Consider the following 21,177-nt stretch of genomic DNA (forward strand, 5'->3'; position numbering starts at 1 on the left):
GGAGGACGCGGCGCGGAGGTCCCTTGGGAGCGCAGCGAGCAAGGGGCCGGAGCGCCGCGCCCGGACGGAGCGAACCAGAAAACAGAGCTAGCGGATGAAGGGGGCCAGGGCTTCGGGGTTGGCGACGGCAGCGAGGCTTACCGCGCGGTCGAGTGGGACGCCGGTGAGGAGGCGCTTGACCGGGACCTCGAGTTTCTTGCCGGTGAGGGTGCGGGGGACGTCCAGGATCTCGATGATCCGGTCGGGTACGTGCCTGGGGGTCAGCTCGGTGCGGATCTCGGCCTTGAGTGCTTCGATCATGGCCTGGGTGAGGCTGCCGCGCCTGGTCGGCACCACGAACAGCAACAGGTGCCCGCTCTGTCCCGGGCCCGAGGTGTCGACCACCAGGCTGTCGGTGATCCCCTCGAACCGCTCGACTACCCGGTAGAGCTCGGCTGTGCCGAGGCGCACGCCGCCCCGGTTCAGGGTCGCGTCCGATCGGCCCTCGATGACGACCGCGCCGGAGGGGGTGAGCCGCGCGAAGTCGCCGTGCCGCCACACCCCGGGGTAGGTCGAGAAGTAGCTCTCCCGTAGCCGGGAGCCGTCGCGGTCACCCCAGAAGAGCAGCGGCATCGACGGCATCGGGGCGGTCACCACCAGTTCGCCCACCTCGTCGACCACAGGGGTGCCCGCGTCGTCGAAGACGTCCGCCGCGCAGCCGAGCGCCCGCATCCCGATCTCGCCGGCGCGGACTGGCGAGATGGGCAGCGCCGCGGCGAGCGGGCCGCACACGTCGGTGCCCCCGCTGATCGACGTGAGCAGGACGTCCGGCTTCACCGAGTCGTAGACCCAGGCATAGCCGTCGGTCGACAGCGGTGACCCGGTCGACCCCACCGTGCGCAGCGTCGACAGGTCGGCCACCACACACGGCGCGAGGCCCTTGCCCAGGCAGCTGTGGAGGAACGCCGCCGACACACCCAGGCAGGTCAGCCCCAGCGCCTCGACGAGCCGCCACAGCGTGGACAGGTCCGGGAAGCTCGGGCTGCCGTCGTAGAGCACGATCGTCGAGCCGACGAGCAGGCCGGAGACCAGGAAGTTCCACATCATCCAGCCGGTCGTGGTGAACCAGCAGAACCGGTCGTCCGGGCCGAGGTCGAGGTGCAGCGACAGCGACTTGAGGTGCTCGAGGAGGATCCCGCCGTGGCTGTGCACGATCGGCTTCGGCAGCCCGGTCGTGCCGGAGGAGTAGAGGATCCACAGCGGTGCCGCGAACGGCATCGGCTCGAACGTGGGCTTCTCCTCCAGCCCGATGACCAGTTCGTCCCACCAGGTCATCCCGGGCAGCGAGAGCGCCTCGACCCGCTCGACCACGTCCGCGGACAGGTAGGGCACGACGACGGTCGCGGCCAGGCTGGGCAGCGACTCGACCAGCTCGTCGATGTTGTGCAGGATCCCGTGCGGCGTCCCGTTGTAGGTGTAGCCGTCGACGGTGATGAGCACCTTCGGCGAGATCTGGCTGAACCGGTCCGCGAGCCCCGACGGCCCGAAGTCCGGCGAGCAGCTCGACCAGACCGCGCCGATGCTCGCCGTGGCGAGCATCGCGATCACCGTGTGCGCGCAGTTCGGCAGCACGGCCGCGACCCGGTCGCCGCGGTGCACGCCGAGGCGGCGCAGCCCCGCCGCGCAGCGGGCGACCTGGCGGCGCAGCTCGTCCCAGGAGATCACGACCGTGGCCGCGTCCTCCCGGACGGCGATCAGCGCCGGCTCCTCGCCGCGGCGCGTGAGCGCGTTCTGGGCGTAGTTCACCTTCGCGCCGGGGAACCAGACAGCTCCGGGCATCCGCGCGTCGGCCAGCGCCGGTCCGTCGCCCCGCTCGCCGCGGACGCCGCAGAAGTCCCAGACCGAGTCCCAGAAGGCGCCGAGCTCGGTTGCCGACCAGCGCCACAGCTCGTCCGGTCCCGCGAACGACAGGCCCCGCTCCGCGGCGAGGAACTCCAGGTAGTGGGTTATCCCCGCGTCGCGGACCCGCTCGGCGGAGGGCTCCCAGAGCAACGTCCCGGCGCGCACCCCACCAGAGTCGTCCGCGTTGTCCAAGGTTCGCGTCATCTCGTCGCCCGCCACGGGGACTGACCCTAATGAATCGGCAGGGGCATTCCGCCAGGTCCCGCCACGGAACGGTCGGAGACCGGGCCCGCGGAACATCTCGAGCCTGTCCGTCAGGGCGCTGGTCGGACTACCGTCGCCGTCATGGAAACACTCGGCGACGCGACCGGCGCCAGCGCCGGACATCCCGGCGACGCCGGCCAGGAGACCCTGGTGGTCTGGGACGACGAGATGCTCGGATACGACTTCGGCCCGCACCATCCGCTGCACCCGGTCCGGCTGGCGCTGACCATGGACCTGGCCGCCAGGGCCGGGGTGCTGGCCGCGCCCGGGATCGCCACCGTCGCGGCCTCCCTCGCGCCCGACCAGCTCATCGAGCTGGTGCACGACCCGGTGTACGTCGCCGCCGTGCGGCACGCGGGCGTCCCCGGTGGTGGCAACCCGCGGCTGGCCGCGATGTTCGCGCTCGGCACGGCGGACAATCCGGTGTTCGAGCGGATGCACGAGGCGGCGGCCGCCGTCACCGGCGGCACGCTGGCCGCGGCGAACGCGGTCTGGTCCGGCTCCCACCGGCACGCGGTCGCGCTTGCCGGCGGGCTGCACCACGCGATGCGCGCCGGCGCCAGTGGGTTCTGCGTCTACAACGACCCGGCGGTGGCGATCGCCTGGCTGCTGTCGGCCGGCGCCCGGCGGGTCGCCTACGTCGACATCGACGTTCATCACGGCGACGGCGTGCAGGCCGCGTTCTACGACGACCCGCGGGTGCTCACGATCTCGCTGCACCAGTCCGGCCGCACGCTCTTCCCCGGCACCGGGTTCCCGCGCGAGGTCGGGACCGGCGACGCCGAGGGCACGGCGGTGAACGTGGCCCTCCCGCCGGGCACCGACGACGCGGGCTGGCTGCGGGCGTTCTCCGGGGTGGTGCCGGTGCTGCTGCGCCAGTTCCGGCCCGACGTGCTGGTCACCCAGCATGGCTGCGACACCCACCGCCTCGACCCGCTCGCCGACCTGCGCCTCACGGTCGACGGCCAGCGGGCGTCCTACCTGGCGCTGCACGAGCTGGCGCACGAGGTCGCCGGCGGGCGCTGGATCGCCTGCGGCGGCGGCGGGTACGCGCTGGAGACCGTCGTGCCGCGGGCCTGGACCCATCTGCTGGCGATCGCGGCGCACGCGCCGGTGCCGGTCGACCGCGCGCTGCCCACGGAGTGGCGGGAGTCCGCCCCGGGCAGGGTGGACGCGGCCACCCGTCGCGACCCGACGCCGCCGGAGGCCGCGGTGGCGGCGATGCCGGCCGCGTTCGGCGACGGCCGCGGCCCGGTCACCTACCACCCCTGGGACGCGGGCGAGGGCGACCCGGACGACCCGCTCGACCAGGCGGTCGCCGCGACCCGCCGAGAGGTGCTGCCGCTGCACGGCCTCGACCCGTACCGCGACCGGTAAGGCGGGGCGCCGGGGCGCCCCGCCATCGGGCGCTGAGCGCCCTCCCGACCTGGTCAGGGCCGAACACATGACGGAGGCCGGTCCTTACCTGGCTCGGTGCGGTGGCCGGGTTGGCGCGGCGCTGAAAGCGCCGTCACCTCGGTGGGCTGGGTTGGCGGCAGCTGTTGCGGGAGGCGTGGGACCTACGGGCCGGGTGTGCGGCGATGACCGGGGGAACTGAGCGATGAGCGAGCAGACGGGCGAACGGGAGACGGGCCCGCGGGACGTCGGCCCGCCGCCGGGGTATCCGTCGGGGTGGGCGGCCGACGTGATCCTCGCCGACGGCGGGACGGCCCACATCCGGCCGATCCTGCCCAGCGACGGGCCGCGGCTGCTCGCGTTCTGGGAACGGCTGTCCGAACGGTCGATCTACCTGCGGTTCTTCGGCGTGCGCCGGGGACTGTCCCAGGCGGACGTCGATCGGTTCACGATCGTCGACCAGTCGGTGCGCGGCGCGCTCGTCGCGCTCATCGGCGGGGAGATGGTCGCCCTCGCGCACTGGGAAGGCACTCCGGCCCCCACCGCGGCGGCCCCCACCGCGCCGGCCCCGGTCGCGCCGACCCCGGCCGGGGCGTTCCCGGCCGGAGAGGCCGCGGTGGGGGACGCGCGCGGCGGCCCTCCGCCGGTCCGCCCGGCGCCGGCCGCGGAGGTGGCCTTCCTGGTGGAGGACGCGCAGCAGGGCCGCGGGCTGGGGTCGGTGCTGCTGGAGCATCTGGCGGCGGCCGCGTGGGAGCGCGGGATCCGCCGGTTCGACGCGGACGTCCTGGCCGAGAACCAGCAGATGATCCGGGTTTTCCTGGACGCCGGCTACAAGGTCTCGCGGACCTGGGACTCCGGCGCCGTGCGGCTGTCGTTCGACATCGCGCCGACCGAACGGTCGGTCGACGTCATGCGGGCCCGGGAGCACCATGCCGAGGCGGCGTCGATCGGCCGGCTGCTGCGCCCGCGCTCGGTGGCGGTGATCGGCGCCTCCCGCCGAAACGGCGCCACCGGCAACGCCGTGCTGCGCAACCTGCTCGCCGGCGGGTTCGACGGACCGGTGTACCCGGTGAACCCGGCCGCCGCCGCGGGGCCGGGCGCGGTCTCGTCGGTGCGGGCCTTCGCCGGCGTCGAGGACGTCGACGGCCCGGTGGACCTGGCTGTCCTGTGCGTCCCGCCGCCTCAGGTGGCCGAGGCCGTCGAGGCCTGCGGGCGGCACGGGGTGCGCGGGCTCGTGGTGATCACGGACCTGCGGGACCACCCGGTCGAGGAGACGCTCGCCAGCACCGCCCGCGCCGCCGGCATGCGGGTCGTCGGGCCCGCGAGCCTGGGCATCCAGTGCCCCGCGGTGGGCCTGAATGCGTCGCTCACGGCCCAGATGCCACCCCCCGGGCGAATTGGTTGCTATTCGCAGTCGGGGCCGCTGGGGGCTGCCATGCTGGGCGCGGCCGAGGCCCGCGGGCTGGGATTGTCGATGTTCGTCTCAGCCGGTGACCGCGCCGACATCAGCGGCAACGACATGCTGCAGTACTGGGAAGACGACCCGGCGACGGATGTCGCGCTGCTGCACCTGGAGACCTTCGGGAACCCGCGCAAGTTCGCGCGGCTGGCCCGGCGGGTCGGGCGCTGCACGCCGGTCGTGGTGGTGCGCGTTCGGCGGTCGCAGCTCGACGCGGCGTTGCTGCGGCAGGCCGGCGTGATCGCCGTCGACCGGGTCTCGGCGGGCTTCGACGTCGCGCAGCTGCTGGCCAACCAGCCGCTGCCGCGCGGGCGGCGGGTGACCGTGGTCGGCGACTCGCGCGCGCTCGTGCGCCTCACGGTCGAGGCCGCCGAGGCCGGCGGCCTCGAGGTCGAGTCCGTGCTGCTGCGGCTCGGCAGCGATCCCGAGTTGTTCACCGAGGCCATGCTCGCCGCCGCCGAGACCTCGGACGCGCTGATGGTGACCGTCGCCCCACTGCCCCCGCTTCCGGTCGAGCCGCTGGCCACAGCCGTCGCCGACGTGGCGGCCGGTCTGGACATCCCGGTGCTGGCCGGCGTCCTCGGCGGCACCCGGATTCCCGAGCTCGGCACGGTGCCCGCCTACGCGTCACCGGAGGGCGCGGTCGCGGCGCTGCGCCGGGTGGTCTCCTACGCCGGCTGGCGGTCGCGCCCGCTGGGCGCGGTCCCGGCGACGAGCGCCCGCGCCGACGAGGCCCGCGCGCTCGTCGCCGGCCGGGTCGGCCGGCTCGACGACGCCCAGAGCGCGGCGCTGCTGGGCTGCTACGGCGTCTCGGTGGAGCCGATGATCCAGGTGGGCAGCGAGGACGCCGCGGTCGCCGCCGCCCACCGGCTGGGCTGGCCGGCGGTGCTCAAGGTCCGGTCGGGCCCCTACCAGCACCGCCCCGACCTCGGCGGCCAGCGCCTCGACCTGCCCGACGAGGCGGCGATGCGGGCGGCCTGGGCGTCGCTGCGGGAGCTGGTCGGGCCGGACGTCCCGCTGGTCACGCAACGGATGGCGCCCGCCGGGGTGGTGGTCGTGGTCGGCTCGGAGGAGCATCCGCGGTACGGGCCCCTGGTGTCGTTCGGGCTGGCCGGGCCGGCGACCGACCTGCTCGGGGATCGGGCCTACCACATCCTGCCGCTGACGGATGTCGACGCGGAGCGGCTGGTCGGCGCCGTGCGCGCCGCCCCGCTGCTGTCGGGCTATCACGGGTCCGAGCCGGTGGACGTCGCCGCCCTTCGGGAGCTGCTCCTGCGGGTCGCGCGGCTGGCCGACGACCTGCCCGACGTGGCCCGCCTCGTCCTGGACCCGGTGATCGTGTCCGGCGACCGGGTCACGGTGCTGTCCGCCGAGGTGATGGCCGGCCGGCCGCCGCGCCGCGCCGACGCCGGCCCCCGGCGCTACTGGACGGCCCCGATGACGGTCGGCGAGGCGGCGCCCGCCCGCTGAGGGAGCGGCTGTGAGTCTGGCCACGTCGGGTGCCCGCCGGCGAGCGCTACCCGCGTCCCGGCCCGGCCGGACGGCCCGGCGGCGTGCTCGCGGCCCGTCGCCGGACGTTTCCGGGACGTATCTCCAGGTCGGCGGCGAGGGCGCGAACCGGCGCGGACCCGTCGCCCGGAGCGCCGTGACCACGGGGGAGAGGGGCACGGCGACCATTGGTTGCCGCTTGTTCGCCGCTCGCCGGGCGCTCGCCGGCCGCCGGCGGTGTGACAGGTCCGGCCCGGTTCCGCACAACATGTCCCCACCGTCGACAATCAGGACCCATGACGCCGTCCTCCGCCGCCGAGCCGTCCGGCCGTCCGCCCGCCGGCCAGACCGGCGCGTACCCCACCCCGTATCCGGACAACGGGTTTGGCGCCGCTGAGGACGCGAGCCCGCGGGTCACGGCGTCGCCCTGGCCACAGGCCGGCCCGTCCGGCGGCCAGGAGTGGAACGAGGGGGACTGGAACGGCGAGCAGGACTGGAGCACGGCCGCGGTCTGGCCGCGCGGCGCCGCCGCCCCTCCCGAGCAGGCCCACCTCGCCGGCCTCGGGCAGCCCTGGCCAGCGGGTACCCCCTATCCGGGAGCCCACCCCGCCGACGGCGCGGGCGGCCAGCGGGCCGGCTACGAGGGCGCCGCCGGCAACGGCCCGCCGGGCGACGGCACCTATGGCGCCGGCGGCTATGACAACGGCGCCTACGAGAGCGACCCCTACCGCGAGGGCGCCTACGGGGCCGGCTCCTATGACCGGAGCCCCTACGGGGCCGGCTACAACGGCGGCTATGCCGGCCACGGCGGCGCGGCCGGCGGCTATGACGGCGGATACGAGGCCGGCCAGTACGACGGCGGCCAGGACGCGGGCGGATACGGACAGGGCATCGACGTCCGGACCTCCCAGCAGAGCTCCCCGACCGGCTTCCAGACCTCCCGGGCCGGTTTCCAGACCTCCCCGACCGGCGGAGCCGATCGGGCGGGATCCCCGGATCCGGCGGGAACCCAGGGCTTCGCCGCACCGGGGGGGACCGCGAGCCCGGCGGGGCAGAACCAGCCGCCGGCCGGGCCCGCCGGGTATGGCGGCCCGTTCACCGGCCAGCCGCGGCAGGCCTATGGCCAGAGCCCGTACGGACCGGGTGCCCGGCAGGTCGGCCCGGCCGGTGACCCGTCGGCGCGCCCGCACGGTGCCGACCAGCCGCGGCCCACGCCGCCGCCGGGGCTCGCGACGTCACCGCCGACCCCGCCTCCGGCGTCGCAACCGCCTCCGGCGTCGCAACCGCCTCCGCCGCCGAGCTACCCGCCCGGCGAGTTCCCGCCGTCGTTCGCCGGCCAGAGCGGCCCGCCGCCGTCTCCTCGGCCCTCCGCCCCACCGCCGCCGCCACTCGCCGCGCCCGCGCAGCCCGCCTCACCGCCGCCGCCACCGCCACCGCCGTCGGCGGTAGCGGCCGCCGCCGCGTCGGTCGCGCCGCCCGCGAGCACCGGCACACCGGCCTCAGGGGCGCTCGGCGCGCCGGGTCCGTCCGCGCAGCTCAGCCAGTCCGTGGCTCCAGGGCCGGCCGGCCAGGCCGCCGCTGGCGTGTCGCCGCTTTCCGCGTCAGCCGGCGCCGCGTCAGCCGGTCAGGCGCTCGCCGGCCCGGCGACGAGCGGTCCCGTCACCGCGGGCGCGTTGCCGACGTCGGCCGCGGTCGCCGAGACCTTGTTCAGCCAGGCGCCGGTGGCGCTCGCGTTCCACGACGCCGCCGGCCGTTACGTGCGCGTCAACGAGGTGCTCGCCCGGCTGAACGGCCGGCCGGTCGCCGACCACATCGGCCGCACCGCCCCCGAGCTGCTCGGGGAGATCGGCCAGGAGCTCGCGACCCTGCTCGGCCGCGCGCTGCGTACCGGCGAGCCGGTCGGCGACCTCGAGATGAGTGTCGCGACGGGCGTCGCCGGCCCGACCCAGACCTGGCAGGCCAGCTGGTACCCGGTGCCCGGGCCCGGCGGCGCGCCGCTCGGCGCGGTCTTCGTCGCGATCGACGTCAGCGCCCGCCGGGACGCCGAGCAGGAGGCGGCGCGGGAGCGGGAACGTACCCGGCTGCTCGCCGAGGCGGCGGTCGCCGACGTGCTGCACGCCGGGCAGGACGGCGCCTTCGACGGCGACATGCCGCGCTGGCGGGCGTTGACCGGCCAGCGGCGCGCGCAGTCCGACCGGTTCGGCTGGCTGGACGCCGTACACCCGGCCGACCGGGAGTCGGTGCGCCGCGCCTGGCAGACCGCTGTGGGGCGAGGCGAGGGCTTCGAGGCGGAGTTCCGCGTCCTCGGCGCGGACGGCGCCGAGCACGTGATGACGGCCCGCGCGCTCGCCGGCTCGGGTGGCGGCGAGTGGGTCGGCGCCCTGACCGACATCACCGAGCTGCGCGCTGCCCAGGCCGCCGGCGAGTCGGCCGCCGGCCTGGTGCGGGCCGCCACCGACCGGGTCGAGCAGATCCAGCGGGTGACGGCCGCGCTCGCCCGGGCGGTCACCAGCGACGACGTGGTCACGGTTCTCCTGGACGCGGGCCGCGTGCTCGGCGCCAGCGGCCGGGGCGTGGCACTGATCGACGACGCGCGTGAACAACTGGTCTTCCGCGCCCTGGCGGGCTATTCGGCTGACTACACCGACCGCTGGTCGAAGATCAGCCTGGGTGCCGTGCACCCGGCCGCCGAGGTGGTGCGTGGCCGGCGGCCGCTGTTCCTGACCAGCCGGGAGGAACTGACCACGCGCTGGCCGGTGCCCGACCTGGTCGCGGCCGTCAACGCCACCGAGGACCGGGCCTGGGCGTTGCTGCCGCTGGCGACCGGCGACGCGCCGACCGGCGTGCTGCTGTTCGGCTTCCCGTCGGCCCGGGAGTTCAGCCTCGACGAACGCGGCTACCTCGAGCTGCTCGCCGACCAGTGCGCCCTTGCCTTCGACCGCGCCGAGCTGTTCGAGGGCGCGCTCGCGCAGGCGGCCGCCGGCCGGCTGGCGGAGGAGAACACCGCCGCCGCGCGCGCGGACGCGGCGCGGGCCACCCTGCGGCTGGAGGTGCTCGGCGCGGTGAGCGCGGCGCTGGCCGAGGCGAGCGTCGGCGCCTCTCCCGACCGTCCGCTGCGCGCCCTCGCCGAGGCCGCCGTCGGGGAGATCGCCGACATCTGCGCGGTGTACCTCCTGGCCGACCAGGAGGCGACCGACGAGGGGCAGCCGGCGCGAACGGCGAGCGGGGACCCGGCCGGTGGTGCCACCGCCGACGGCGCGGACCAGGGCGACGACCGGGAGGCCGGGACGGCGCCGGCACCCAAGCTGATCCGGGTCGCGGCCGCGGGCAGCGGGATCGGCCGGGCGCTGGCCACCGGGCAGCCACAGCTCGTCGTCCTGCGCGATCCCGGCGTGGCCCAGGGCGGCTCCGCGAACCCGGCCGGGGCCGGCGTCGAGGCGCCCGACGCGGGGCGGCCGGCGCCGACGGTGCAGGCCCTGTCGGCCTCCTCCGCCGACGAGGCGCGCTGGGCTCGCCGCGCGGGCGCGCACACGCTCGCCGCGGCGCCCGTCCTGCGCGGCGGCCGCCCGGTAGGGGCCGTGATGCTGGCCACGCTCGCCGGGCGCCCGCCGCTGACCGAGCAGGATCTCGCCCTGGTGGCCGAGCTGGCGGCGCGCGCCGCGGCGGCGGTCGAACGGGCGGAGCTTGCCGCGGCCGCCGCTCCTGGCGCGCTCGCGGCTCGTCGGCGCGCCGCCGCGAGCGGCGCCTCGGCCCCGGCCGGGCTCGCCGTGGCCATGCGCCACCGGCCCGGCGAGGCAGGCGCGAGCTGGGACTGGTACGACGTGATCGACCTCGGCGCCGGCCGGGCCGCACTGGTGATCGGCAACATCGCCGGTGGCGACGCCCAGGCCGCCGCGGTGATGGACGCGCTGCGCGCCTCGGTGCGGGCCTGCGCGCGCCTGGACCTCCCGCCGCACGAGGTGATCACGCTGCTCGACGGCGTGCTGGCCGACCTCGCCGACCCCGCCCGCCCGGACGCCGGGGCGGGTGGGCCGGCCGCCGGCCCGGTTCCCGGCCAGGTCGCCACCTGCATCTACGCGATCGTCGAGGCCGACAACGCGCGGGTGACGCTGGCGAGCGCCGGGCACCCGCCGCCGCTGGTGGTCGCGCCCGACGGGCTGGTCTCCCGGCTCTACATGGAGGTCGGCCCGCCGCTCGGTTCCCGCCGCGACGACGTGAAGGAATACGTCGTGCGCCTTGGCCCGGACTGGCTGCTGGCGCTGTTCACCGACGGGCTGGTCGCCGCCGGCGGCCGGGAGCTGGACGCCGGGGTGTCCCTGCTCGCCGGCGCGCTCGCCCGTCCCGGCGCGCCGTTGGGAGAGCTGGTGGACGACGCGTTCGTGGCGCTCGGCCCGGGCGCCGCGCCGACGGACATCGCGCCGACGGGCACGGCCGCGGGCCACCGGCCGTCGGTTCCGGCCGGCGCCGACGAGGCCGGGCTGTCCGTCGACGCCGCGCTGCTGCTGGCCCGCCTGCCCCAGGCGCCGCCAGCCAGCGCGACAGTGGAGATCCAGGTCGACGGTGGGGCCGCGGACCTCGGGCCCGCCAGAGCCGCGGCGCGTGCCGCGCTGGTGGACTGGGCGCTGCCCGCCGACGCCCTGGAGACGGCCGTGCTGGTGCTCTCCGAGCTGGTCGGCAACGCCATCGCGCACGGCCGGCCACCGATCGACGCCCGGCTCCGCCGGCTTGCCGACCGGGTCGTGGTCGAGGTGGCCGACGGTGGCGGCCGGCTGCCGCGGCGTCGGCACGTCGGCGTCGACGAGGAGGCCGGGCGGGGCCTGGAGCTGGTGGCGACCCTCGCCGACCGCTGGGGGGTTCGCCCGACGCCCGATGGCAAGGTCGTCTGGGCCGAGATCGGTCCGGCGGCCCTGACGACCGGCTGACCCCGGCTGGCTGACCCTGGCGGGCCGACCCTGGCCGGGCCGCCCGCGCGCCGGGCGGGATCCCACCCGGCCGGAGGCGGGAACGCGAGGTGAGCGTCCGGGTGCTCGCGGGCGCGTCGACTTCGCTCCGGGGCACGGCGGCCTGACCGGTAACGTGAGCGCCATGGCGGACACGATCGTGTGCCTCGACCGGGCGACCGTGCGGCGGGACGGGGCGGCGTTGCTGTCCGACGTCAGCTGGACGATCTCGGCCGGGCAGCGTTGGGTGGTGCTCGGGCCGAACGGCGCGGGCAAGACGACGCTGCTGCTGGTGGCGGCCGGCCGGCTGTTCCCGACCAGCGGGGCGGTGGACCTGTTCGGCTCCCGGCTGGGCACGGTCGACATGCGCGAGCTGCGGTACCGGGTGGGGCTGGTCAGCCCGGCGCTCACCGAGACGCCGCCGGCGGACGAACGGGTCCTGGACGCGGTGTTGACCGCCGCCTGGTCGGTGCTCGGCCGGGGACATGAGCACTACGACGACATCGACGTGGCGAGGGCGAGCGAGCTGCTGCGCCAGTTCGGCTGCGCCCCGCTGTCGTCCCGCCGCTTCGGAACGCTGTCCGAGGGCGAACGCAAGCGGGTCGCGATCGCGCGCGCCCTGATGACCGACCCCGAGCTGCTGCTGCTCGACGAGCCCGCGTCCGGGCTGGACCTCGGTGCCCGGGAGGCGCTGCTGCGCCGGCTCACCCGCTTCGCGGCCGATCCGGCGGCGCCGGCGATGGTGCTGGTCAGCCACCACGTCGAGGAGATCCCGGCCGGGGTGACCCACGCCTTGCTGCTGCGCGCGGGCCGCGTCGTCGCCGCCGGGCCGGTCGAGGAGGCGCTGGCCGCGGGCCCGCTGTCCGACTGCTTCGGTATCCCGCTTGAGGTCACCGCGACGGCCGGCCGCTACACGGCTCGGCTCGCTCCCCGCCCGCCCCGTCCCCGGGCCGTCACGCCCGCCTGAGGCGGTCGGCTCAAGGTCGCTTGCGCGACCATCGCCGCTCCGCCGGTCGGGCGCTGAGCGCCCCGACCAGACTGGTACCGAGTAGGAGCTGGAGGTCCGGGGCCGGGCCGGTCCGGGGCCAGGATCGTGGCCGGGCCGCATGACGAACGGTGTAGGTGGCCGGGGCGGGGGCCGCCCCGGCCCGCCGGCTGGCTACGCGCCGCGGTCCAGGAGGGCCCACAGCGCGCCGGCACCGTGTACCTGAGCGCCCACCTCCGCGAGGCGCGCGCGCAGCCCTTGGTCCGACGTGAAGACCAGGACGGGCGGCGCCGCGTCCAGGGCGGCCGCGAGGACGGCGTCGTCGCCTGACCCGGGCGCGTGCGTGACGGTCAGCGCCGCGACGGCGGGCCGGCCGTCCGGCCCGCCGGGTCCGTCGTCCGGCGCCGCCGGCGGCGGCTGGCGGGGCGCCCGGACGGTGCCGGCCTCGACGCCCGCGCGGGCGGCCCCCTCAAGCACCAGCACCACCCGCTCCGGCGGCCCCTGCGGCCCTCTGAGGCCCGTGGGCCAGCCGCCGGCCAGCAGCCCCAGAATCCGCGCGTGCAGGCGCGCGGCGGCGCCTGGCCGGTCTCGCCACCACCCGTCTGGACGGGCGCCCACCACGTTCGCCGCGTCCACGACCCAGGTGCGCGCGGCCATCAGCGGGCCGCCGGCGGATGGTGGGTGACCAGTTCCTCGAGTGGAATCGGACCACGCGACCGGTAGGTCATCCGGCGGCTGTCGGTAGTCCTGGACACGCGCTTGAAAGCGTGGCCCGTGCGTCGTTCCGCCGCGGGGCCGGCCGGGATTCCCATTCGTGTCACGGGGTTCCCACCACCCGAGAGCCGGTCAAAGCCGGGTCGATACCGCTGGGGACACCCGTGGGATGCGGACCGTAACCGACCCAAAGCCGTTGGCGCGCCGTGGTTTGCCAGGCAATCCGGCCGGGCGGTCGATGACCGCGCCCCTCGGGTGGCTCTCCAGTGGTGGCGCCCATGCGCCGCTGTGGCCCATCTGTCCCCAACGGAGGGAACTTCCGGGTCTGAGATTGAGGGGGCACGACCGCCCTTCTACCATGCCCGCGGCGGCTGACTCTTTGGTTCCCCGAGGCATCCCGCTGGCGCATCCCCCTGGCGTCCTGGCGCTCGTGTGGTCGGGGCATCGGCGGCGGCATCCAGCCCGAACGAGCACGCGTGACATCGGGGCCGCAACGCGCCACCCACCTTGATGGACATCACACCGGCCGCCGAACCGGCAAAGGTCGGCAAGTGCCGTAGGCTGGATTTGATCATGCTTTTCCGCGTCACTCCGTGGGCTCCCGTGGCTCCGTGCCGCTCCCTTGCGTCGGCGAACCTCGCCTTGAGTGTCGGGTGCGATCCCTCCTTCGGACGAGCGAACGCATCCCGCGCCGATCCCGCCGTCCCCAAGGCAGATCGGCGGGACCCCGCGGACATTCGGGCGTTCGGCGCCTTGTCTCCCAGCCGTCCTTGTCTCCCAGCGGACATTGCGGCTCTTGGAAGCTGATCGGAGGTCGGGTTGAGAGAGGGGCGGGCTCCTCAGCCGCGAACGCATCCCCTACCGATCCGCAAGCAGAGCGGTGGCGTCCCGTGGACATTCGGGGTCCGGGAGCCGCCCTCGGCCAGCATTACGGCTCTTGGGAAGCTCACCACCGGTCCGCAACAGGTCAGCCAGCTCGACTCGCCAGCGCCACCAGCTTCAACCAGTCGTGACCCTTGCCGGTGTTCTCGTGGTAATACTAGACGCGTGAGTTCTGGGATCCGCTGACCTGAAGGAGAGTGTGGCATGGCCCAGAAGACCATCGTCTCGTTGATTGACGATCTCAGTGGCGAAGAGGCCGACGAGACCGTCCGCTTCGGTCTGGACGGCGCGCAGTACGAGATCGACCTCTCGGAGAAGAACGCGACCAAGCTTCGTGAGTCCCTGGCTCCGTTCGTGGGCGCCGCGCGGCGTTCCGGCGGTCGTGCGTCCGGTGGCCGTCGCGTCGCTGCTCGCGCGACTTCTCGTCGTGGCGGCGGAACGGACCGCACCGCTGACATTCGGGAGTGGGCCCGCAGCAACGGCTACACCGTGAGTGACCGCGGCCGTATCGCCTCCAACATCGTCGAGGCGTACGAGAAGGCCCACTAGTCCAGCTTGGGGTAACCCAGCTCGACTACTTCGCCTAAGGGCGTGGGCTGGATGTCCGCTCCGGGGCCTTCGCCGATTCGCCGCGGGGGTCCCCAAGGATCTGTGTCAGCGGTCGTTGGGGAGGCAGAATCGTTGAGGGCGGCAGGCCCCGGATCCCTGATGTCGCGCTCCGCGTGACCGAGACGGGTAGGCCTGTTTGCCGCTCGGGGTGAACCTCGGTGGCCGCAATGTCGGCCGGGGATGTGTGTTCGTGCGGACGTGATGGGTCGTCGGCTTCGGTAGAGTCGTGACGCTTCGCGCGGCCATGGTCACCCAGCCGGGTTCGCCCGGTGATGAAGTGGTGGTGGCGGGCCGGCTGGCTGTTGTTTTCGCTATGCCAGCCGGTGCGCCGTGGGTGGCGTTCTTCCCGGGTTTGGGTAGTGACCGACCGCCGAGAGGTCGGACGTCTGAGGTGGCGGGCCGGCTGGCCGAACGTGTGCCAGCCGGCGTTGCTGTTTGTGGCCTTCTCCGCGAGCCCCGTGCCCGCGTATTTGCCGGCTTCGTCCGGTCCGATGACCGTCTGGAACCGGCGGCGGCCCGACGCGCGGCGGCTGGCTGGTCCCCTCAAGGGGACCAGCCGGCGCCGTCGTCTTGGCCGCTCAGATGGGCCGCTGCTGGCGCATCCAGCTCTCGAGGTCGCTGACGCCGCGGGGGAGCGCGGAGGACAGGTTACGGAAGCCGTCGGCGGTGACGAGGATGTCGTCCTCGATACGGACCCCGATGCCCCGCAGCTCCGGCGGGACCGTCAGATCGTCGGGCTGGAAGTAGAGACCGGGCTCGACGGTGAGAACCATGCCCGCGGCCAGCGCCGCGTCTCGGTAGGCCTCGTCTCTCGCCTGCGCGCAGTCGTGCACGTCGAGACCAAGCATGTGGGACGTGGAGTGCAGCGTGTAGCGCCGATGAACGCCCGCGCCTGGCGCCTTCGGGTCCTCAGAGAGCGACTCCTCGACGCTCGCCGGGAGCAGCCCCCAGTCATGGAGCGCGGTGGCGATGACCCGCATGGCCGCTCGGTGCGGGTCCAGGAAGGTCGCGCCCGGCCTGACGGCGTCAATCCCGGCCTGTTGCGCGGCGAGAACCACCTCGTACACCTTGCGCTGCACGTCGCTGAACTCACCGTTGATCGGCAGTGTGCGGGTCACGTCCGCGGTGTAGAGCGAGCGGCTTTCTACCCCCATGTCCAGCAGCGCGAGGTCGCCTTCGCGCACCGGGCCGTCGTCCTGTACCCAGTGCAGCGTGGTCGCGTGGGGCCCGCAGGCCACGATCGAGCCATAGCCGACGTCATTGCCGTCGACGCGGGCGCGCCGCCAGAAGGTTCCCTCCAGCCAGCGTTCGCCGTTTGGCAGGGCGGAGGCTGCCGGCAGCTCGGTGGCACATTCGGTGAAGCCTCGCACGGTCGCCGCGACCGCTTCCTCGAGCCGGGCGATCTCGAAGTCGTCCTTCACCAGCCGTAGCTCGGACAACGACTGGGCGAGCTCGACGTCCCGGCCGGGGCCGGCGTTCCGGGCGGCCTGACCGCGCGGATAGCCGAGCACCGCGTCGTCCACGAGCGAGTCCACGCCCCGCAGCACCCGGGTCTTTCCGGGCGCCAGCCGGGCGAGCGCGTGCGGAAGCTCGGTGAGGGGGCGGCATTCGATCTCGAGGGCGGCGGAGGTCTCCCGAACTCCTGGCCGCGGGCCGACCCAGAGCTCTCCGTACCGACGGTCGGTGTAGAAGGCCGACGTGGACCGGTCGGAACGGTCGGCCAGGTACAGCACCGCGTCGTGTTCACCCGCCGGATTGGGCAGCAGGAGCAGCACCGCGTCCGGTTCGTGGCAGCCGGTGAGCCAGAAGAAGTCGCTGCCCGGCCGGAACGGGTAGTCGGTGTCGTTTGCCCGGACACGTAGACCACCGGTGGGTATCACCAGCGCGTCGGTCGGGAATCGGGTGCCAAGGAGGGCGCGTCGTTTGGCGCCGTAGGGCGCGACGTCGTCGCGGACGGCCATGACGTCGGCTGGCGGTGCCCAGCCGGTAGCCATAAAACGGCGGAACGCGGCGTGAGGTTCCTGATCGTGGCTCGCCTGCCCCTGGCTACGTCCGCCGGTGCTCTCCGGCTCCTTCGCGTCGATGATGACGGCTCCCGCCTCATCCGGTGTCATTTCGGTAGTCGCGGGCGTTTCGGCGGTGGTGACCGGTTCGTCGCCCGGCGCGCTGACTGATCCGAGATCGGCTTCCAGACCCCCCCGATCGCTGACCCCCGGGATCGACTTCGCCGATCCGGCCGGAACCCCGCCGCCGATCGAGTGGGAACCCTGGATCCGCGAGGAAGCCGGGGCCTCGTCGGTGAACGGGTCGGTCACGCGCGGCGAAGGTGAGCTTTCGGCGGGCTGAGCACTCATGCCGTTAACGGTAGGCCGCGCGCGCCCCGGCCGCGTCGAGAACTTCGGTCGGTAGTCAGGCGTCGCGGATGGCCCCTCGCCGGATGCGACAATCGGTCGCCGCGGCGCGCGATCCGGAGAGCCGCCGGGCGTGTCAGGCCGGCCGCCATCCGTAAACCTGGCCGGCTTTTCCGCGTATGCGTCGCGTCGGGCAAACCGGCGGAGGGTGCGTGGCCGCCGTTCGTCAAGCACGCTCGTCGGGATGTGCCGAACGGCATACTCGGACATCCCGGGGAGTCGATTCACCGCGTGTTGTCGCTTGGTAGCGACCCGGCTGCCGATATTGGCGTCTTTGCCACCGGCAGGTCGCGACTGGCCGTCACCGCCGCGCCCAATCCGGCAATCGGTACCACACCGCCACGAAGCGGTGACGCGGCTGGGCTAGTGTCATTGGCCCCCGGGCCCGGTACATCCAGGCGAAAGCGAGCGGGCATGGTTGCCTCGGTCGACCGGCCACGGACGACCGAGGCGGCCCGGCTGCCTGCCGGCGCCGGCATTGCGCGAGGAACGTCATGACGCGGCCGAGTCGGCAGACAGACGCCTCAGTGTGGCCCGGTCCATCCCGAATCGTGGTAGGCAGGAGGCGGACCGGACCAGTCGTCGGCCGGGCCGGGCCACGCGCGGCGGGCGCTGGCGAGGCGGGCCGGTTGGTCGCGGGTCCTCTCGGATTCGCCCTGGCCCCGGCGGCGCTGAACTCACACGATCGGGACACTGGGCGGATCGGCCGGGGAGGCATTCACGATGACGTGGCCGCGCGAGCCGTGGCCGGTCGGCCGGCGGGAACCGTCGCCGCGAGGCAACGACCCCCGGGAGGACTTTGGCCAGGCGGGCCCACACCGCGGACCGGGGCCAGGCCGGCGGGAACCCGCTGGTCGGGGTGGTGCCCGAGCCGGCGGGCCCGGGCGGCCAGGGGTCCCGCCCGCCGGGCCGCCTCCGAGAGGCGCGGTCGGCGGCGCGAACCAGGGCGGAGTTCCCCACGGGGACCCGTACCGCGCCGCGCCCGGCCAGGGGTACCCGTATCGGGAGCCGGGGACGGACCATCCGCCCGGCGAGCCCGCGCGGCGCGAGAGCGGCGCCCGCCGGGTCGTCACGATCGTCGCGGCGGTGTGCGCGCTCGCGGTGCTGCTGGTCGCTGGCACCGGCTGGGCGGTGATCCGCCACTACGACGGCAAGGTGAGCCATGTCACGCTGCGGCTCGATGGCGTCGATCGACCCGAGGCGGCCGGGGGCGGTACCCGCAACATCCTGCTGGTCGGTTCGGACACGCGGGCGGGCGCCAACGGTGGGTTCGGCGACGTCGAAGGCCAGCGGTCGGACACCACCATCCTCGCCCACCTGGACAAGGACGGGTCGACGACGCTCGTCTCCTTCCCTCGGGACCTGTGGCTGACGATCCCGGCCTACACCGACTCCGATGGCACCGAGCACCAGGAACAGGAGTCCAAACTCAACGCCGCGTTCGCCCTGGGCGGCCCCTCACTGCTGGTCCGCACTCTGGAGACGTTCACGGGGATCCGGATCGACCACTACGCCCAGGTGGACTTCTCCGGCTTTCAGCAGATCACCGACGCGCTGGGCGGCGTGACCGTCTGCGTGAAGGAGCTACCGGAGTCGCTCAAGGCCCAGGGCTTCGACAATCTGAACGACAAGATGTCGGGCTGGTCAGGCCAGGTCGGCGACAACCGGCTCGACGGCGCCCGGGCGCTCGCCTTCGTGCGGCAGCGCTACGGCCTGCCCGAGGGTGACCTGGACCGGATCCGCCGCCAGCAGCAGTTCCTCGGCGTCGTCTTCCACGCCCTCACGGCCGGCTCGACGCTGGTGAACCCGCCGCGCATCCGCGCGGTGCTGAACGCGGCCACCCAGGCGCTGACCTTGGACACCGGTACCAGCCTGATCGATCTGCAACCGCTCGCGCTGCGGATGCAGGGCGTGGCCTCCGGCGGCGTCGCGTTCAAGACCGTGCCGGCCGCCCCGGGAAACCGCGCGAACCAGTCAGTGTTGGTGGTCGACCCGGGTGAGCTCGAGACCCTGCTCGCCCCGCTGCGGCCCGGCGGCGGCTCGGCGGCGGGCGCCGGGCTGGTGACCCGCCGCGCGGTACCGGCCGCGGCCGGGCCGGTCGCCGTCCGCCGCGCCTCGCTGGTCGCCAACTCGGCCCAGGCTCAGGCCCAGCAGGCTCCGCCACCCGCCGCCTCGTCCTGTACCTACTAAGGGCCCTCGTCCTAGGGGCCCTCTCCGCGTCTCGCCCTGGTCGCTCCAGGAAGCGCGCGGCCGCCGTGGCGGCGGTCCGCGTCAGCCGGACGGCGCCGCGCCCTGGTCCCGCGGCTTGCCGGTCCCCGTGGTGTCGCCGGGTGGGCCGGCCGTGGGAGCGGCCGCCCGAGACTGGTCCGTGTCCACCGACTGCCCGGCGTCCACCGGCTGCCCGGCGCCGTCCGCGGGAGGCGCCGCGGCGGAGGAGTCCGCCCCACGCTGGTCCAGCGCGGCGTTGAGCTCCGCGCCGAGCAGCACCGCCAGCCCCGTGATGTAGAAGAACAGCAGGGCGGCGACCGGAGCGGCCAATGAGCCGTAGACCTGCTGCTCGCCGAACACCCACTCCAGGTACACCCGGAGCAGGTAGCTGCCGACCAGCCAGCCGACCAGCGCGAACACCGCCCCGGGAAGGGCCCGCCGCCACGGCCGGCGCTCCGGCAGCGACTGGTGGTAGAGCGACGCCAGCATCGCCAGCGCCAGGACGGCCACGATCGGCCAGAACACCTGCCGCAGGAACAGCCCGACGAGTGGGTGACGGTTGGCGTGCAGCAGGTTCGCGAGCATGCCCGGCCCGAGCACCAGCGCCGGTAGGATGATCACTCCGGTGATCACCTGGGCGAGGTACAACCGCAGCGCCACGAGCCGGCTGCGCACGGCGGAACGCAGGTCCCGCTGGCCGTAGGCGATCGTGATGGTGTTGACGTACGTCGCCATCGCCGTCGAGCCGGTCCACAGCGACAGCACGAAACCGATCGAGATCACGTCGGGCCGGCCGTGCGAGAGGATCTGGTTCACGGTTGGGAGCACCACGTCGTCGATGACCGTCGCGGTCAGCAGGTCGTCCGCGCCGCGTCGCAGGCTTTCGCGGATGCTCTCGATGGCGTCCGAGCCGAGCGCGTCGGCGATATAGCCGATCGTGCCCAGCAGGGCGAGCAGCAGCGGCGGCAGCGACAGCAGCTGCCAGAAGCCGGCCTCGGCCGCGAGTCCCAGCACCCGGTCGCGCCAGGCGTTGGAGGCGGCCCGGACGACGACCCGCCAGGCCGCGACCGCGCGGCGGCGCGCGCCCGAGGCCAGCCGCCGCGCCACCGTCGCGCGTGCCCGAGTTCCGGGGTGGTCTCCGAGAGCGGTGCCGGGGTCGCCGCCCGCGCCGGTGCGCGCGCCGTCACTGTCTCCGTCGGGGTCGCTGTCTCCGTCAGGGGCGGTGTCTCCCGCGGGGTCGGTGTCTTCGTTGGAGTCCGGGTCCGCGCCGGCGCGCGCGCCGGCGCCGGCCTCCGCTCCGGAGCCGGCGAAGGACGCCGACGGCCCGCCGCCCTCGCCTGGTTGGTCGTCGCCCGGTTGGCGGTCGCCCGCCTCGGGGTGGTCCATGCCCAGCCCCGCGCCGGCCGAGCCGTCGATGGCCGGAGGACCCTCTCCCGAGAGTTCCTGATGGGTGCCGCGGGCCGGGGCGTCGTCACCGGCCGTCTGGTCACCGCCTGTCTGGGGACCGGTCGTCCCGTCGCCCGCCGGAGCGTCGGCCGGGGCCTCGTCGGTCGGTCCGGCCGGCCTCGTCCGGCCGCCGGCGAGCCCGTTGGTCTGGGTGGGCCCGTTGGTCTGGGTGGGATCGACCTGCCCGTCGCCGTGCGGGACGCTGCCCGCCTGATCGGCGTCGGCGGCGGGTTTCAAGCGGCGGCCTCGCCGCCAGCGTGGGGGCATCGGTAACCGCGACCGTGACCTGACCGACGCGACCACCTCGGCGCCCGCCGAGTGAGGCGCGCGCTCCTCCCGCGAGCCGGCGTGTGCCGACCCGAGCAGGAAGGGGGCCGGCCCCACCGGGGGCGCGGGCTCGTTGGCCGTGGTCACGGCCCCAACCGTACGGGCTTGGCGGCCACCCGTTGTGGACGATGCGGCGGTCGGCACCCTTGTCCAACCTTCGGAGTGCCA

10 protein-coding genes are annotated in these 21,177 nt (G+C 74.8%); 6 read left to right on the forward strand and 4 right to left on the reverse strand.

From position 1 onward, the window contains the following. Positions 1-87: 87 nt before the first annotated feature. Complete coding sequence (locus I6A81_RS18395) at positions 88-2,085, reverse strand: acetoacetate--CoA ligase (protein WP_203003328.1); 1,998 nt, start codon at positions 2,083-2,085, stop codon at positions 88-90. 141 nt (positions 2,086-2,226) lie between these two features. Here I6A81_RS18395 and I6A81_RS18400 point away from each other — a divergent pair, with 141 nt between their 5' ends. The 4 genes from I6A81_RS18400 to I6A81_RS18420 all read left to right on the forward strand — a co-directional run bounded on the left by I6A81_RS18400 (position 2,227) and on the right by I6A81_RS18420 (position 12,394). After that, the gene (locus tag I6A81_RS18400) at positions 2,227-3,522 is read left to right on the forward strand and encodes an acetoin utilization protein AcuC (protein WP_203003329.1); all 1,296 of its coding nucleotides are present in this window, start codon (positions 2,227-2,229) and stop codon (positions 3,520-3,522) included. Positions 3,523-3,745: 223 nt separating this feature from the next. Beyond that, the gene (locus I6A81_RS18405; protein ID WP_203010246.1) at positions 3,746-6,469 is read left to right on the forward strand and encodes a bifunctional acetate--CoA ligase family protein/GNAT family N-acetyltransferase; all 2,724 of its coding nucleotides are present in this window, start codon (positions 3,746-3,748) and stop codon (positions 6,467-6,469) included. Between the two features lie 314 nt (positions 6,470-6,783). After that, entirely contained in the window at positions 6,784-11,409 is a 4,626-nt protein-coding gene (locus I6A81_RS18415) for a SpoIIE family protein phosphatase (protein ID WP_251076350.1), read from the forward strand. A gap of 163 nt (positions 11,410-11,572) precedes the next feature. Continuing rightward, positions 11,573-12,394, forward strand: coding sequence for an ABC transporter ATP-binding protein (locus I6A81_RS18420; RefSeq protein ID WP_203008232.1), 822 nt, complete (start codon positions 11,573-11,575; stop codon positions 12,392-12,394). A 192-nt stretch (positions 12,395-12,586) separates the two neighbouring features. Here the strand turns inward: I6A81_RS18420 and I6A81_RS18425 are convergent, their stop codons facing one another. Beyond that, the gene (locus tag I6A81_RS18425; protein WP_203004818.1) at positions 12,587-13,069 is read right to left on the reverse strand and encodes a hypothetical protein; all 483 of its coding nucleotides are present in this window, start codon (positions 13,067-13,069) and stop codon (positions 12,587-12,589) included. Between the two features lie 1,143 nt (positions 13,070-14,212). On the opposite strand from I6A81_RS18425, the gene I6A81_RS18430 reads away from it, so the two are divergent. After that, positions 14,213-14,557 carry a histone-like nucleoid-structuring protein Lsr2 gene (locus I6A81_RS18430; RefSeq protein ID WP_203004819.1) on the forward strand — a complete coding sequence of 115 codons (345 nt, stop codon included), beginning with the start codon at positions 14,213-14,215 and terminating at the stop codon, positions 14,555-14,557. Between the two features lie 638 nt (positions 14,558-15,195). Here the strand turns inward: I6A81_RS18430 and I6A81_RS18435 are convergent. After that, a complete protein-coding gene (locus tag I6A81_RS18435) occupies positions 15,196-16,611 on the reverse strand; it encodes an aminopeptidase P family protein (RefSeq protein ID WP_203004830.1) in 1,416 nt (471 codons plus the stop codon). Positions 16,612-18,114: 1,503 nt separating this feature from the next. Here I6A81_RS18435 and I6A81_RS18440 point away from each other — a divergent pair. Further along, on the forward strand, positions 18,115-19,218 hold the full coding sequence (locus I6A81_RS18440) for an LCP family protein (RefSeq protein WP_307874742.1): 1,104 nt from the start codon (positions 18,115-18,117) through the stop codon (positions 19,216-19,218). An 81-nt stretch (positions 19,219-19,299) separates the two neighbouring features. On the opposite strand, the gene I6A81_RS18445 is transcribed toward I6A81_RS18440, so the two are convergent. Beyond that, a complete protein-coding gene (locus I6A81_RS18445; RefSeq protein WP_307874743.1) occupies positions 19,300-21,096 on the reverse strand; it encodes a YhjD/YihY/BrkB family envelope integrity protein in 1,797 nt (598 codons plus the stop codon). Positions 21,097-21,177: the final 81 nt, after the last annotated feature.

Origin of the sequence: Frankia nepalensis, from assembly GCF_016786325.1 — a bacterium.
Taxonomy (GTDB): domain Bacteria; phylum Actinomycetota; class Actinomycetes; order Frankiales; family Frankiaceae; genus Pseudofrankia; species Pseudofrankia nepalensis.